The 15815-nt window shown below is 67.1% G+C and carries 11 protein-coding genes; 7 read left to right on the top strand and 4 right to left on the bottom strand.

The genetic code is table 11. The annotated features are described in order from the left end of the window. Positions 1–15: 15 nt before the first annotated feature. Positions 16–4194 (bottom strand): DNA-directed RNA polymerase subunit beta, encoded by a 4179-nt coding sequence (gene rpoB, locus ASF14_RS15075; protein ID WP_056436769.1) that lies wholly within the window; start codon positions 4192–4194, stop codon positions 16–18. 399 nt (positions 4195–4593) lie between these two features. Here rpoB and ASF14_RS15070 point away from each other — a divergent pair, with 399 nt between their 5' ends. After that, positions 4594–5820, top strand: a complete 1227-nt coding sequence (locus ASF14_RS15070) for a hypothetical protein (protein WP_156361223.1) — start codon at positions 4594–4596, stop codon at positions 5818–5820. A 119-nt stretch (positions 5821–5939) separates the two neighbouring features. Here the strand turns inward: ASF14_RS15070 and ASF14_RS15065 are convergent, their stop codons facing one another. Beyond that, complete coding sequence (locus ASF14_RS15065; RefSeq protein ID WP_056437169.1) at positions 5940–6713, bottom strand: metallophosphoesterase family protein; 774 nt, start codon at positions 6711–6713, stop codon at positions 5940–5942. Positions 6714–6741: 28 nt separating this feature from the next. Continuing rightward, a complete protein-coding gene (locus ASF14_RS15060; protein ID WP_082442281.1) occupies positions 6742–7830 on the bottom strand; it encodes a catalase family protein in 1089 nt (362 codons plus the stop codon). A 236-nt stretch (positions 7831–8066) separates the two neighbouring features. Here ASF14_RS15060 and ASF14_RS15055 point away from each other — a divergent pair, with 236 nt between their 5' ends. The 6 genes from ASF14_RS15055 (at position 8067) to ASF14_RS15030 (ending at position 14148) form a co-directional block, all read left to right on the top strand. Continuing rightward, complete coding sequence (locus ASF14_RS15055; RefSeq protein ID WP_056436760.1) at positions 8067–9095, top strand: quinone-dependent dihydroorotate dehydrogenase; 1029 nt, start codon at positions 8067–8069, stop codon at positions 9093–9095. Between the two features lie 67 nt (positions 9096–9162). Beyond that, positions 9163–10896 (top strand): gamma-glutamyltransferase, encoded by a 1734-nt coding sequence (gene ggt, locus ASF14_RS15050; RefSeq protein ID WP_201780608.1) that lies wholly within the window; start codon positions 9163–9165, stop codon positions 10894–10896. Between the two features lie 60 nt (positions 10897–10956). After that, the gene (locus tag ASF14_RS15045; protein WP_056436758.1) at positions 10957–12744 is read left to right on the top strand and encodes an AMP-dependent synthetase/ligase; all 1788 of its coding nucleotides are present in this window, start codon (positions 10957–10959) and stop codon (positions 12742–12744) included. Positions 12745–12938: 194 nt separating this feature from the next. Next, a complete protein-coding gene (locus ASF14_RS15040) occupies positions 12939–13175 on the top strand; it encodes a helix-turn-helix transcriptional regulator (protein WP_056436755.1) in 237 nt (78 codons plus the stop codon). Beyond that, a complete protein-coding gene (locus tag ASF14_RS15035; RefSeq protein ID WP_056436752.1) occupies positions 13175–13663 on the top strand; it encodes a hypothetical protein in 489 nt (162 codons plus the stop codon). Before ASF14_RS15040 ends, ASF14_RS15035 begins: the two co-directional genes overlap by 1 nt. Next, positions 13660–14148 carry a hypothetical protein gene (locus ASF14_RS15030; RefSeq protein ID WP_056436748.1) on the top strand — a complete coding sequence of 163 codons (489 nt, stop codon included), beginning with the start codon at positions 13660–13662 and terminating at the stop codon, positions 14146–14148. Before ASF14_RS15035 ends, ASF14_RS15030 begins: the two co-directional genes overlap by 4 nt. A 116-nt stretch (positions 14149–14264) precedes the next feature. Here ASF14_RS15030 and ASF14_RS15025 read toward each other — a convergent pair whose 3' ends face one another. Continuing rightward, positions 14265–15788 (bottom strand): fumarate hydratase, encoded by a 1524-nt coding sequence (locus ASF14_RS15025; protein ID WP_056436744.1) that lies wholly within the window; start codon positions 15786–15788, stop codon positions 14265–14267. Positions 15789–15815: the final 27 nt, after the last annotated feature.

The following is a 15815-nucleotide window of genomic DNA, read 5'->3' as shown; positions in this document are numbered from 1 at the left end:
CACCGGCTCCGTATCTTACTCCGCCGCCTCGGCCAGACCGTCGTCCTGGGCGTCTTCCATCGACTTGAGGTCGACGTTGAGACCCAGCGAGCGCATTTCCTTGACCAGCACGTTGAAGCTCTCCGGGATGCCCGCCTCGAAGGTATCGTCGCCCTTGACGATCGCTTCGTAGACCTTGGTGCGGCCGACCACGTCGTCCGACTTCACCGTCAGCATTTCCTGGAGCGTGTACGCCGCGCCATAAGCCTGCAGCGCCCACACTTCCATCTCACCGAAGCGCTGGCCACCGAACTGCGCCTTACCACCCAGCGGCTGCTGGGTAACGAGCGAGTACGGCCCGATCGAACGTGCGTGGATCTTGTCGTCGACCAGGTGGTGCAGCTTTAGCATGTAGATGATGCCCACGGTCACCTTGCGGTCGAACTGATCGCCGGTGCGCCCGTCGAACAGGTCCGACTGGCCCGAGGTGTGCAGACCCGCCAGCTCCAGCATCTCCGACACGTCGCTTTCGCGCGCACCGTCGAACACCGGGGTCCCCATCGGCACGCCGGTGCGGATGTTCTGGACCAGCTCGGCCACTTCCTCGTCGTCCCGGTTCTGGATGTCGTCGGCATAGTGATCGCCGTAGATTTCCACGAGCCGCGACTTCACCGCTTCCGGCACCGCGCCCGGCTTGGCGTCGGGGTTGGCTTCACGCCAATCCTCGAGCTGCGCCGCGACCTGCATACCCAGGTTGCGCGCCGCCCAGCCCAGATGCGTCTCGAAGATCTGACCGACGTTCATGCGCGACGGCACGCCCAGCGGGTTCAGCACGAGGTCGACCGGCGTACCGTCCGCGAGGAAGGGCATGTCCTCCTGCGGCAGGATGCGGCTGATGACGCCCTTGTTGCCGTGACGGCCGGCCATCTTGTCGCCCGGCTGCAGCTTGCGCTTCACCGCGACGAAGACCTTGACCATCTTGAGCACGCCCGGCGGCAGCTCGTCACCACGCTCCAGCTTGTCGCGACGGTCATGGAACTTGTCCGTGATCCGCTTGGCGGCTTCGTCATACTGCGCCTTGACCGCTTCCAGATCGCTCTGGCGCGCGTCGTCGGCGACGGCGAACTTCCACCATTCGTGACGATCGACCGATTCCAGCACCTCGGCATCGATGACGATGCCCTTCTTCACGCCCTTGGGCGCAGCGGTGGCGGTCTGGTCGAGCAGCATCTCGCGCAGGCGGCTCCAGGTCGCCCGGTTGAGGATCGTACGCTCGTCGTCGGCGTCCTTCTTCAGGCGCTCGATCTCCTCGCGCTCGATCGCCATCGCGCGCTCGTCCTTGTCGATGCCGTGACGATTGAAGACGCGCACGTCGACGATCGTACCGGCCACGCCCGGCGGCAGACGCAGCGAGGTGTCGCGCACGTCGCTGGCCTTTTCGCCGAAGATCGCGCGGAGGAGCTTTTCCTCCGGCGTCATCGGCGATTCGCCCTTCGGCGTGATCTTGCCGACCAGGATGTCGCCCGGCTCCACCTCGGCCCCGACATAGACGATGCCCGCCTCGTCGAGGTTGCGCAGCGCCTCTTCACCCACGTTCGGGATGTCGCGGGTGATGTCTTCCGGCCCGAGCTTGGTGTCGCGCGCCATGACTTCGAACTCGTCGATATGGATCGACGTGAACACGTCGTCCTTCACGATCCGCTCGGAGATGAGGATCGAGTCCTCATAGTTGTAGCCGTTCCAGGGCATGAACGCGACGAGCGCGTTGCGACCCAGCGCCAGCTCGCCGAACTCGGTCGAGGGGCCGTCGGCGATCACGTCGCCCGCCTTCACGACGTCGCCCACCTTCACCAGCGGACGCTGGTTGATGCAGGTCGACTGGTTCGAACGCTGGAACTTCATCAGCGTGTAGATGTCGACGCCCGACTTGCCCGCATCGACCTCACCGGTCGCGCGAACAACGATGCGGCTGGCATCAACCTGGTCGACGATACCGGCGCGCTTCGCCGCGATCGCCGCACCCGAGTCGCGGGCCACGGTCTCTTCCATGCCGGTGCCGACGAAAGGCGCTTCCGCCTTCACCAGCGGCACGGCCTGACGCTGCATGTTCGAGCCCATGAGCGCGCGGTTGGCGTCGTCGTTTTCCAGGAACGGAATGAGCGAGGCGGCGACCGAGACGAGCTGCTTGGGCGACACGTCCATCAGGGTGATCTGATCGGGCAGCGCCATCAGGAATTCACCCGCCTGACGCGCCGAAACCAGATCCTCGGTGAAACGGTTGTCGGCGTCCGTCGCGGCCGAAGCCTGGGCGACGGTGTGCTTCTGCTCTTCCATCGCCGACAGGTACACGACCTCGTCGGTGACGCGGCCGTCGATCACCTTGCGATACGGCGTCTCGATGAAGCCGTACTTGTTGACGCGGGCGAAGGTCGACAGCGAGTTGATCAGACCGATGTTCGGGCCTTCCGGCGTTTCGATCGGGCAAATACGGCCATAATGGGTCGGGTGAACGTCGCGGACTTCGAAGCCCGCACGCTCACGCGTCAGACCGCCCGGCCCGAGCGCCGAAACGCGACGCTTGTGCGTCACTTCGGAGAGCGGGTTGGTCTGGTCCATGAACTGCGACAGCTGCGACGAACCGAAGAACTCACGCACCGCGGCGACCGCGGGCTTGGCGTTGATCAGGTCGTTCGGCATCACGGTCGACACGTCGACCGACGACATGCGCTCCTTGACCGCACGCTCCATGCGCAGCAGGCCGACGCGATACTGGTTCTCCAGCAGCTCGCCCACCGAACGCACGCGACGGTTGCCGAGATTGTCGATATCGTCGATCTCGCCCTTGCCGTCCTTCAGGTCGACCAGCGTCTTGACGACCGCCAGAATGTCCTCGGTACGCAGCGTCGTCACCGTGTCCGGGCAGTCGAGGTCGAGGCGCATGTTCAGCTTGACGCGACCCACGGCCGACAGGTCGTAGCGATCGGGATCGAAGAACAGGCCGGCGAACAGCGACTCCGCCGTCTCCAGCGTCGGCGGCTCGCCGGGGCGCATCACGCGATAGATGTCGGACAGCGCCTGCTCGCGCTCTTCGGCCTTGTCGGCCTTCAGCGTGTTGCGGATCCACGGGCCGGTCGCGACATGGTCGATGTCGAGCAGTTCGATCGTGTCGACGCCCGCCTTGTCCAGCGCTTCGAGGTTCTCGGCGCTGATCTCGTCACCGGCTTCGACGTAGATTTCGCCGGTCTGCTCGTTGATGAGGTCATAGGCCGAATAGCGACCGAAGATTTCCTCGGTCGGGATCAGCAGCTGCGACAGGCCGTCCTTGGCCGCCTTGTTGGCGGCGCGCGGGGAAATCTTCTGACCGGCCGGGAACACGACCTCGCCCGAGCTGGCGTCGACGATGTCGAACATCGGCTTGGCACCGCGCCAGTTCTCAGCCTGGAACGGGATCTTCCAGCCGCCGTCGCCGCGAACGAAGGTCAGGCGGTTGTAGAAATAGTTGAGGATCTCTTCCGAGTTCATGCCCAGCGCATAGAGCAGCGCCGTCACCGGCAGCTTGCGCTTGCGGTCGATACGGACGTTGACGATGTCCTTGGCGTCGAACTCGAAGTCCAGCCACGAGCCGCGATACGGGATCACGCGCGCGGCGAAGAGATACTTGCCCGAGGCATGGGTCTTGCCGCGGTCATGGTCGAACAGCACGCCCGGCGAACGGTGCATCTGGCTGACGATGACGCGCTCGGTGCCATTGATGAAGAAGGTGCCGTTCTCCGTCATCAGGGGCATGTCGCCCATGTAGACGTCCTGCTCCTTGATATCGATGACCGACTTGGCTTCGGTATCGGGATCGACCTCGAACGCGGTCAGGCGCAGCGTGACGCGCATCGGCGCGGCATAGGTGATGCCCCGCTGGCGGCATTCCTCGACGTCGAACTTCGGGTCCTCGAGGACGTAATCGTCGAAGTCGAGATAGGCGGTGCCCGCGAAATCCTGGATCGGGAAGACGCTGCGCAGCGTCTTTTCCAGCCCCGAGACATGGCCCGTGGACTTGTCCGAGCGCAGGAATTGCTCGTAGCTTTCGCGCTGAACCTCGATCAGGTTCGGCATCTGCACCACTTCGTGGATGTCGCCGAACACCTTGCGGATACGCCGCTTGGCGGTGCCGCCATCGCCCTTGCGCGGGGCGGAGCCGCTGTCGATCGCCTTGGTTGCCATGGGTCTGTCTGCCTCGTCAGCCGTAAATCACTGCCCGGATGCCTCCGGGCGAGACGCAACGACAGACGCCGAAAGGCCGCTCGCAAATAACTGCGGCGGCATCCGGCGTCCGTTGAACCAGCGACCTTCCATTCGACCGACACGCTGCGCGAAGGCGCGTCATTTCCCGAAGATCGTGGTGAGTGATGGCGATATAGGCGCTGCACCCCCGGGTGTCAAACCGACGCACGCGCAGGCCAGGGCAAAGTTCCCGCTGGCGCGGGGCTTGCCACATATTGGCCGCATATGCGGTTACTATATGGGGTTGCATCCGCCGGGCCTCCGGGGCACGGCTGGTGCGGCCGGGTCTGGGACCCGGACGGCGGTTGAAGATTGTAGTTACCACGAGGAATGCATTTCATGACATCGTCCGGGCCGCGCCGCGCCGCGCGCCTTCTTGCCCTGACGCTGGTGCCGGTGCTTGCCCCGCTGCCCGCCGCTGCCGTCCCGTTCCAGACCACGTCGCAGGACAATGATGCCGCGCGCCCAGGCACCGGCGGACTGGAAAGCTTCAGCCTGAGCCCGCGCCTTTCGACGCCGCAGGCCAATCCGTCGGCCGTGCCGACCCCGCCGACGCCGCGCCTGGTCCTGCCCAGCCAGACCACGCCGCAGGCCGCCCCGGCCGCGACGCCGACGCCACGCGCCACCCCGACGCCCCGGCCTACCCCGCGCGCGACACCGACGCCGACGCCCAGCCCGACCCCGGTCGAGGTGCCCGTACCGGCGCCCTCGCCCGAGCCGCCCGCCACGCGCCTGCCCGACCGCGAGGCCCAGCCGGTCGGCGGGACCGAGCCGAGCGTGGACGGCATGACCATCGCCAACGAACAGGCCCCCGCCATCGCCGCGCCGGGCACCGTCGCCCCCGAGCAGCAGAATGACTCGGATCGCGGCCTGCCCTTCTGGCCGATGCTGATCGGCACGGGCCTCGCCGCGCTGGCCATCGGCATCTGGCTGGGTCGCCGCAGCCGTAAGGCTCCGGCGCTCCCCGCGCCCGCCCCGCGCGCCGCCGCCGATCCGGTCGAGCGGACACCTGCGCCGGTGCCCGACACGGCCCCGCGTGCCGAGCCGACGCCGCCCCCGCCCGCCGCTCCGGCGCTACCGCCCGAGCCCAGCTTCCTGGCGGTCGAGGCCCGTCCGGTGCGTGTCGGCCTCAACATGCTGTCGGCGACGATCGAGGCCGAGGTGACGGTGCATAACAGCGGCGCGACGCCGATCGGCCGGGTCGCGGTCGACCTGCGTCTGCTCAGCGCCCATGCCGGGCTCGACGGACAGCTGATCGAGCTGGCGCATCAGCCGCAGGGCCGCCCGATCGTCCCGCCCTTCGCGTTGGCACCAGGCGAAAGCCGCACCGTGCGCGGCGTCACCGCCCTGCCGCGCGAGGCGATCCATGTGATCGACGCGGCGGGCCGCCCGATGTTCGTGCCGATCCTCGCCGCCGCCGCGCATACCGACTGGGGCATGGCGCGCTGCGCCTATGCGGTCGGGCTGGAGCGCACGGATTCGAGCAAGCTGTCGCCGATCTGGCTCGACCAGCCGGGGCGGATGTACGATCAGGTGGCGGCGCGGCCGCATGTGATGCGGGGGTGATCCGGGGGTCTGAGCGTGGCCTTCGACTTCGCTCAGGCTGAACGGAGGTTGGAGACCAGTCTTACACAAACAACCGTTCAGGCTGAGCGCAGTCGAAGCCCACGCCCTGCCCCCTCCCATCACCCCGCCCGCATATCCTCGGTAATCACATGCGGCGCGGTCTCGCCGAAACTCCGGACCAGCGTCTCGAACCCCAGCCCCTCGATCCGCAGTTCGTTGAACGCAGGCGGAGTCTTGCGCGTCCGCTTGGACAGGGTGCCCGCTCCGATCATGCGGATGATCCGGCCGTCGCGGTCGATCGGCACGTCGAACGGGTCGTGGACATGGCCCGACAGCACCGCATGTGCCCCCGCCGCCGCCAGCTGGGTCAGCGCCTCGTCGCCGTTGCGGGTCTTCGCCGTGCCCTTGGTCGGCCCCTCGATCAGCGGATGATGCGCGGCGACCAGGATCAGATGATCCTTCGGCGCCTGCTCGATCAGCGCCAGTGCGCGGCGGAGCGAGCTGCGGCTCACCCGCCCCTTGGACCAGTTCCACCGCCACTGCGCGCGCGCGGTGGTCTTCAGCGGCACGACGGTCACGCCGGGCAGGTCGAGCGGCTTTTCGATCATCCGCTCGATCGCGGCGTAACGCTGATAGGGGGCGAACAGCCGCCGGAACGGGTCCCAATAATAGGGGATATCGTGATTGCCGACCTCGACCGTCACCGGCACACCTAGCGATTGCAGCCATGCGCCGCCCGCCTGGAACTCGCGCTTGGTCGCGCGCATGGTCAGGTCGCCGGTCATGATGACCGCGTGCGGCTTTTCCGCCGCGACCCGCTCGGCGAACCAGGCGAGCGCGGCGGGGTCCTCGGCACCGAAATGCACGTCGCTGACATGAAACAGACGGATCATGCCGCCCATCCTAGCCGCTGACGCCGCGTCACGGCAACTCGGCCATGGCGCGCGGCTCGTGCATCGGGCAGCCATTCACCCGGCCGCGATAGTCGGCCGAGAAACGATAGGTGTCCTTGCGCGCGCGGTTGATATTGCCCAGCGGCCGGTGCGCGGCCAGCCCGTGCCAGATGCTGTAGGACAACGCATCGTCGATCGCGTTGGTCTGACCGTCCTGCCAGCTGACCTGCGGTTCCGCGGTGAAGGTCGCGACGGTGATGTACGGGCTATCCTCCTCGCTCCACTCGGCGGTGGCGTCCTCGATCGGCATCGCGTCGAGGTCGCGGTTGAGCTGGACGCGAAGCTCCCACTCGCCGCCCTGCTCGATCATCACCTCGCGCACCACTTCGCGAAGGGCATCGGGCCGGTCGTGCGTATTCACCGTATCGCCGGTCAACTGAGTCAGCGCGGGGCTGACCGGGAACAGGCCGAACTTGGCGATATGGTCGCCATAGCGGAACGGCGTCTGACTGTAATAGGTTTCGCCCAGCGGGTGCACCTGCTTGGCCCCGCCCAGCGTCTGGAGCGTCGCGCTCTCCAGGCCAACCGTCTCCAGCGTCGCCTCGATCCCGCGCAATATGCCCGACAGCAGCTTCTTGCCGCCCTCGAACTTGTCGGTGGTGGACGCCAGCATCTTGAGGTTCTTGGCAAAGGCGTCCGCCGTCGGCGCGGTGAAGACCGACGCATTGGCCATGACGAAGTCCTGCGTCGCATCGCCCTCCGAGCCCGGCAGCCGCTCGCCCTCGACCCCGATGACCTTCAGCGCGAGCCCGCGCGGCAGGCCGATGGCGTCATCCAATATGTCGCCCGGATTGGTCGAGATGCGCGCGACCGCCTCATATTCGCCCGGCCCGGCGAAGAGCCCCTGTGCCAGTTCGGGCGGGAGGTCGTCGTGAACCTTCAGCTTGCCCCGGATGATGCCATGCGCCTTGGCATGGACGGCGCGGACGCCGTGGCCATAGTCCTTCGAGGTAGTGTCGAGGATGTGCTCGAACGACTGGTTCATCTGGTCGACGGTTTCGCCTTCCTTGGGGCTAACGTCTTCGACCTGGGGGGTGAATGCGACGGGGGTCTTCATCGGGGCTCTCCCTGTGGGTCCCCACCAACCCATGTTGGGTAATAGCGTTCCTTTGAGCCCCGGACTCAGATGGCTGGCTGCATCCAAGACGGCGCGGCGGGTGCCGCAGGGACCGGCGATCTGGATTTGCGGCGACTGCCCCCAACCCCCTCCCGCCTGCGGGAGGGGGAGCAATGAAGGCAAGAGGGATGCCCCACACCTTCCCCCTCCCCCCGCAATCCGCTAACCGGGCCGAAATGGCCTTTTATCACCCGCTCCTCTTCGCGCTCGATGCCGAACGCGCCCATGGTCTGACGGTCGCGATGCTGTCGCGTTGGGGCGCACTGGGCGCACCGATGGGGGCCGATCCGGCGCGCTATCCCCGCCTTGCGACCAAGGTGGCGGGAATCGACTTCGCCAACCCGCTGGGGCTGGCGGCCGGGGTCGACAAGAATGGCGAGGCGATCGACGGCTTTTTCGGCCTGGGCTTCGGCATGGTCGAGATCGGCACGCTGACCCCCAAGCCCCAGCCCGGCAATCCCAAGCCCCGCCTGTTCCGGCTGGTCGAGGACCAGGCGGTGGTCAACCGCTACGGGTTCAACAATGGCGGGCTGGATGCGGGACTGGCGCGCGCGAAGGCCGCGAAACGCAAGGGCGTGCTGGGCATCAATGTCGGCGCGAACAAGGACGCCGCCGACCGCATCGCCGACTACCGACACGGCGTGGCCTGCGCGGCGCCGATCGCTGACTACGTCACGATCAACATCTCCAGCCCCAACACGCCGGGCCTGCGCGACCTGCAACATGGCGCGGCACTCGCCGAACTGCTCGCCGCGTCGCGCGAAGCGGCAGGCATGGTGCCGCTGTTCCTGAAGGTCGCCCCCGATCTCGACCCCGCCCAGATCGACGAGATCGCGCGCGCCGCGATCGACAACCGGCTGGACGCGATCATCATCGGCAACACCACCATCACCCGGCCGGACGTGAAGAGCGCCAACGCCGCCGAGACCGGCGGACTGTCGGGCCGTCCGCTCGCCCCGCTCGCCCGCGCGCGGCTGACCGATTTCCGCAAGGCCACCGGGGCGGCGATGACCCTGATCGCGGCGGGCGGGATCGACTCCGGCGCAGAGGCCTATGCCCGCATCCGGGCCGGGGCCAGCCTGGTCCAGCTTTACTCCGCGCTGGTCTATGAGGGGCCGGGGCTGGCCGCCCGCATTCTGACCGATCTCGATGCGCTGCTCGCCCGCGACGGGTTCGCCAGCGTGAGCGAGGCCATCGGCGCCTGACGTTACGGCTTGGCGTAGGGAGAGCCTTGCCGCTAGGGTTGGCCGCATGAAGCACTGGCTCCTCTCCATGGCGGCGCTGACGCTGCCGTTCGCCGCGCCCGCCGAAGCACGTCAGCCCGCCAAGGCCCCTAGCAAGGCCCCTGCCGAAGGGATGGTCAGCGCAGCCGACCCCCGCGCCGCCGCCGCCGGGGTTGAGATATTGCGGGCAGGCGGCAGTGCGACCGACGCCGCCATCGCGACGATGCTGGCGCTGAACGTGGTCGAGCCGCAAAGCTCCGGCATCGGCGGCGGCAGCTATTGGGTGCGCCATGACGCGCGCGGCACCAACACCATCGACGCGCGCGAAACCGCGCCGATGGCCGCGACGCCCGACTGGTTCTACGGCCCCGATGGCCGCCCGCTCAGCCATGCCGATGCCGTCCCCGGCGGACGCAGCGTCGGCGTGCCCGGCGCATTGCGCGGCATGGCGCTGGCCCATGCGCAGGGCGGCAAGCTGCCCTGGGCGCGGCTGTTCCAGCCAGCCATCCGGCTGGCGCGCGACGGGTTCCAGCTGACCCCGCGCCTCCAGACCGCGCTGACCCGCTATGGCGGCCATGTCGATGCCGCCACCCGCGCCCGGCTGACCGGCCCGGACGGGCAGGTCCTCCCGCTCGGCAGCGTCATCCGCAATCCCGAACAGGCCGCTCTTTTGGAGCGGATCGCCAAGCTCGGTCCCGACAGCTTCTATATCGGGCCACAGGCGCAGAAGCTGGTGACGACGGTCAACACCGCGACGCGCAATCCGTCGAAGATGACGACCGGCGACCTCGCCAGCTACGCCGCAAAGCCGCGCCCGCCGCTCTGCGCCACCTATCGCGGGTACAAGGTGTGCAGCATGGGGCCGTCCTCGGGCGGCGGTTCGACGATGCTGTCGATCCTGAAGCTGCTCGAACGCTTCGACATGGCCAGGCTGGGCAAGGATTCTCCGCAAGCCTGGCATCTGTTCGCCGAAGCCTCACGGCTCGCCTATGCCGACCGCGACATGTATCTGGGCGATCCCGATTATGTCCGCGTACCGATTAAGGGCCTATTCGACCCGGCCTATATCGCCAGCCGTTCGGCCTTGATCTCGCCCGACCGCACCATGGCGTCGGTGTCGCCCGGCACGCCGCCCGGTGCCCCGCCTCGTGTCCGCGCGCCGGTCAGCGAGGTGCCCGGCACCACCGATCTCGTCACGGTCGACGCCGCCGGTAACGTCGCCGAGGTGACGACCACCGTCGAGGGCTCGTTCGGCTCGGGCCTGTCGGTCGACGGGACGATGCTGAACAACGAGCTGACCGATTTCGACATCGTGCCGGTCAAGGACGGCGATCTGGTCGCCAACCGGGTTCAGGGCGGCAAGCGCCCGCGCAGCTCGATGTCGCCGACCATCGTCTATGGTCCCGACGGCAAGGTCCGCCTGGCGGTCGGCGCGGCGGGCGGATCGACCATCATCGCGCAGGTTGCCAAGGCGATCATCGGGGTCATCGACTGGAAGCTGAGCGCGCAGGATGCGATCGCGCAAGGGCTGCTCTTCGCGCCGTACAAGGTCGCGACGGTCGAACAGGGCACCGCGTTGGAGGCGCTCGTCCCCGGCCTTCAGGCGCTGGGCGAGACGGTGGTCGTCGCGCCGATGGGGCTGAAGGCCAATGCCATCGAGCGGGTCGGCGGCCGCTGGGTCGGTGCCGCCGATCCACGCAGCGAGGGTGCGGCGATCGACGTGACCGGCCGGACGACCGCGATCCGACGCGTCGGCGACAAGCCGGGTCGTCCGGCGGAATAAGCAAACAAAGAGCCCGATCGCGCGTTACGCCGTGCGATACGGGCCGGTGGGAGAGGCACCATGCGTACGCTCGAATATTTCCCCAATCTGATCACCATGTTCTTTACGCGCGCCGCCGAAAAGGGTGACGCGCCGTTCCTCTGGCGCAAGGAATCCGGGGCCTGGCGGTCGATCAGCTGGGCCGAGGCGGCGCGCCAGGTCGCCAGCCTGTCGGCGGGGTTGAAGGCCACCGGGCTGCAACGCGGCGACCGGGTGATGCTGGTGTCGGAGAACCGCCCCGAATGGTGCATCGCCGACCTCGCCATCATGGCGGCGGGCGGCGTGACCGTGCCGACCTACACCACCAATACCGAGCGCGACCACGCGCATATCATCGAGAATTCGGGCGCGCGCGCGATCATCGTGTCGACGCAGAAGCTGGCGACGACGCTGATGCCCGCCGCGCTCCGCTCCAACCACGTCCAGACGGTGATCGGGATCGAGCCGCTGAAGCTGGGGCCGAGCCAGATCGAGTGCCGTCAATATGACGCGATGCTCTCGGAGCATCCCGCCGATCCGGTCGTAGTCGCCGCGCAAGCCGATTTCACCCGCGAGGATCTGGCCTGCATCATCTACACCTCGGGCACCGGCGGCGCGCCGCGCGGGGTGATGCAGCATCACGGCGCGATCCTGCACAATTGCGCCGGATGCAGCGCGGTGATCGCCGAGGATTTCGGCTGGGACGACGAGGTGTTCCTGTCCTTCCTCCCCCTCTCCCACGCCTATGAGCATACCGGGGGGCAGCATTTCCCCATCTCGCTGGGCGGACAGATCTATTATGCCGAGGGTCTCGACAAGCTGGCGGCCAATATCGAGGAGGTGCGCCCGACGATCATGTTCGTCGTGCCCCGCTTGTTCGAGGTGCTGCACACCCGCATCGCCAAGGCGATCGAGAAGAAGGGCGGGCTGGGCGCACGGCTGCTCGACCAGGCGCTGGTGCTGGGGGCCAAGAGCTATGACGGCCGCTTGCGGCTGATCGATCGCCCTGCGCAGCTGGCGGTCAACACGCTGTTCAAGCCCAAGATCGCCAGGAAGTTCGGCGGCCGGTTGAAGGCGATGGTGTCCGGCGGCGCGCCGCTCAACCCCGAGATCGGGCTGTTCTTCCATTCGATCGGCCTCACCCTGCTGCAAGGCTATGGCCAGACCGAGGCCGCGCCGGTCATCGCCTGCAACCGGCCCAAGGCCGGCGTGCGCATGGACACGGTCGGCCCGCCGCTCGACAAGACCGAGGTGCGGATCGCCGAGGATGGCGAGATATTGGTGCGCGGCGAACTGGTCATGCACGGATACTGGCGCAACCCGACCGAGACGGACCGCGTGCTCAAGGACGGCTGGCTCCACACGGGCGACATCGGCGAGATCGATGCGGCGGGCCGCCTGCGCATCACCGACCGCAAGAAGGACCTGATCATCAACGACAAGGGCGAGAATGTCGCCCCCCAGAAGGTCGAGGGGATGCTGACCCTGCAGCCCGAGATCGGCCAGGCGATGATCGCGGGCGACCGGCGGCCCTATATGGTCGCGCTGATCGTGCCCGATGCCGAATGGACCGCCGAATGGTGCGCCAAGTCGGGCACCGGCTGCAACCGCGCCGCGCTGGACGACGATCTCGATTTCCGGGGCGCGATTTCGGCCGCGATCGACCGGGTGAACCGCGACCTGTCGGTGGCCGAGCGCATCCGCCGCTTCATCATCGCCGACGAACCCTTCGCGATCGAAAACGAGCAGCTGACCCCGTCGCTGAAGATCCGCCGTCACGTCCTGCGCGAGGTGTATGGCGACCGTCTCGACGCGCTGTACAGGAACTGACGGAGAAAATTCCTCCCCTGCAAGGGGAGGGGGACCGTGCGCAGCATGGTGGAGGGGTGTCCCGCTATCGAGAGGGCGACACCCCTCCGTCAGGCCTTCGGCCTGCCACCTCCCCTTAACGGGGAGGAATGTGATCTTGTACGCAGTAAAAACGAATCGTTGTGTAAACACAACAAGGCATATAGCTTGCCTGTATGCACAACCGCATCGCCCTGTTCCGGAACGACCGCAACGTATCGCGGCGCGAGCTGGCGGAAGCGGTCGGAGTCAATCCGCAGACCATCGGCTATCTCGAGCGCGGCGACTATAAACCCAGCCTCGAACTGGGCCTGAAGATCGCCGCCTATTTCGACGCCCCGGTCGAGCTGATCTTCTCCCTCACCCCCTTCCCCTCGCTGACCGATGCGCTGCGTCGGGATGGAGACGCCTGATGGGCCATGACAGCCGCCGCTGGACCGGCCGCCCCGCGCCGGGCGAGAGGTCATCGGAATGCGCCAACCGCCCCTATCGGAACCGCGCCCTGCGCTGGTGGCTGGTCGGCGTGGTCGTCCTGGCGATCGGGCTGGCCGTCGTGCAGGTCTGGCAGGACGTCGGGCTCAACTTCGGAGCGCTGGTCATAGCGGGACTGAGTGCCGCCTCGGGCCGCTCGCCCTTCGCCCGCGCGAAGTATCGCGACTATGACGAGTTCGAGAAACAGGCCCTGATGCAGGCGCATCACCGTGCCTATACGACGATGATGGCACTGACGCTCACCGCCATGGGATGGTGCGCGTTCGCCAGCCATTATGGCTGGCCGATACCCCGGCAGTTTTCAGACTGGGCGACATGGGCGGCGGCTCTGCTGGTGATCGGCACGAACTTGCCCGTTCTGCTCGCCGAGTTCGCTATCCCCTTTCCCGATCAAGAGGATGCCGCATGACCGGCTATCGCGACGGCTATGATTTCCGCAAATGGTATGCCGCCAGCTTGAAAGAGCGGCCGCGTCGCTATTGGGTCCGCTGGGCGCTGGCAGGAGCAGTGGTGGTTGCGCTCACAGCGGCAATGCTCTCCGGAGCGGACGGTCATCCTCCTCTGTTCGTCTCGTTCCTGCCCGGATTCTTTATCGGCTTTTCGCCTTTCGCCCGAGACGGCTGGGCGGCCGACCAGGGGCGGGGTGTGTATGACGAGTTCGAACAGGCGGCACTTCTACGCGCCACCGCCCGCGCCTTCGCCACCTATATCGGACTCATCGCCCTACTCGTCAGCTGGATGGTCACCGCCCCCGGCCTGGGCTGGCCGGTGCCGGTCCTGCCAATGCAATGGACTGGTTGGCTCGTCACGCTTCTGGTCATCGGCATCAGCCTGCCTGCGACCTTCGCCGAGTTCATGGTCCCGATGCCCGAGCCTGAGGACGAGACGCTGTGACGAATGAAGAGGCTTGAGCAATAAGACCGCCGGGCGGGCCACCATGGTGGAGGCCCGCCCCTCCACCATGTTTCGCATGGTCCCCCTCCCCATCTGACGATGGGGAGGAATTCACGTCACGCCGGGGTCAGCAGGCCTTCCTTCGCGATCTTGTCGCGCCATACCAGCGGGGCCAGGGTGTGGACGTTCTGGCCTTCGGAATCGACCGCGACGGTGACGGGGAAGTTCTCCACGTCGAATTCGTAGATCGCCTCCATGCCCAGATCCTCGAAGCCGACGACCTTGGATCCCTTGATCGCGCGGGCGACGAGGTACGCCGCGCCGCCGACCGCCATCAGATAGGCGGACTGGTATTCGCGGATCGCGTCGGTGGCGGCCGGGCCGCGCTCGGCCTTGCCGACCATCGCCAGCAGGCCCTGGTCGAGCATCATGCGGGTGAACTTGTCCATGCGGGTCGCGGTCGTCGGGCCCGCCGGGCCGACCACTTCCTCACCGACCGGATCTACGGGTCCGACATAATAGATCACCCGGCCCTTGAACTCGACCGGCAGTTCCTCGCCGCGATCGAGCATGTCCTTGATCCGCTTGTGTGCGGCGTCGCGCCCCGTCAGCATCTTGCCGTTCAAGAGCAGCCGGTCGCCATGCTTCCAGCTCTTCACCTCTTCCGGCGTCAGCGTGTTCAGGTCGACGCGCTTGGCCGCCTGAAGGTCCGGCTTCCAGTCGACCTTGGGCCATTCCTCCAGCTTGGGGGCTTCGAGATAGACCGGGCCCGAGCCGTCCAGCGTGAAATGCGCATGGCGGGTCGCGGCGCAATTGGGGATCATCGCGACGGGCTTGGACGCCGCATGGGTCGGCCAGTCCATGATCTTGACGTCGAGGATGGTGGACAGGCCGCCCAGCCCCTGTGCACCGATGCCCAGCGCATTGACCTTGTCGAACAGCTCGATGCGCAGTGCCTCGATATCGTTGCGCGGTCCACGCTCCTTGAGCTGGCCCATGTCGATCGCGCCCATCAGCGATTCCTTGGCGAGCAGCACCGCCTTTTCCGCCGTGCCGCCAATGCCGATGCCCAGCATCCCCGGCGGGCACCAGCCCGCGCCCATTTGCGGCACCATTTCCAGCACCCAGTCGACGATCGAGTCGGACGGGTTCATCATCTTGAACTTCGACTTGTTCTCCGAGCCGCCGCCCTTGGCCGCGACGTCGACGGTCACCTTGTTGCCCGGCACCATCTCGACATGGAGGACCGAGGGCGTGTTGTCCTTGGTATTGCGGCGGGTAAAGGCGGGGTCCGCGAGGATCGAGGCGCGCAGCTTGTTCTCGGGGTGGAGATAGGCGCGGCGCACGCCCTCATCGACGACCTCCTGGAGCGAACGGTCGCCCGACAGGCGGCAGTCCTGGCCCCATTTCACGAAGACCGTGACGATGCCGGTGTCCTGGCAGATCGGGCGATGCCCCTCCGCGCACATCCGGCTGTTGGTCAGGATCTGCGCGATCGCATCCTTGGCCGCCGGGCTCTTCTCGGCCTCATAGGCCTTACCCAGGGCACGGATATAATCCATCGGGTGGTAATAGCTGATGAACTGGAGCGCGTCGGCCACGCTCTCGATCAGGTCGGTGTCGCGGATCAGGGTCGTCATGCATCCGTCCTTAGCGAAAGGGGCGCG

The sequence above is a fragment of the Sphingomonas sp. Leaf257 genome (assembly GCF_001422185.1).
In the GTDB taxonomy this organism is placed as follows: Bacteria; Pseudomonadota; Alphaproteobacteria; order Sphingomonadales; family Sphingomonadaceae; genus Sphingomonas; species Sphingomonas yabuuchiae.
The sequence above is the reverse complement of the archived record's forward strand: the minus strand, read 5'-3'. Positions and strand labels throughout refer to the sequence as shown.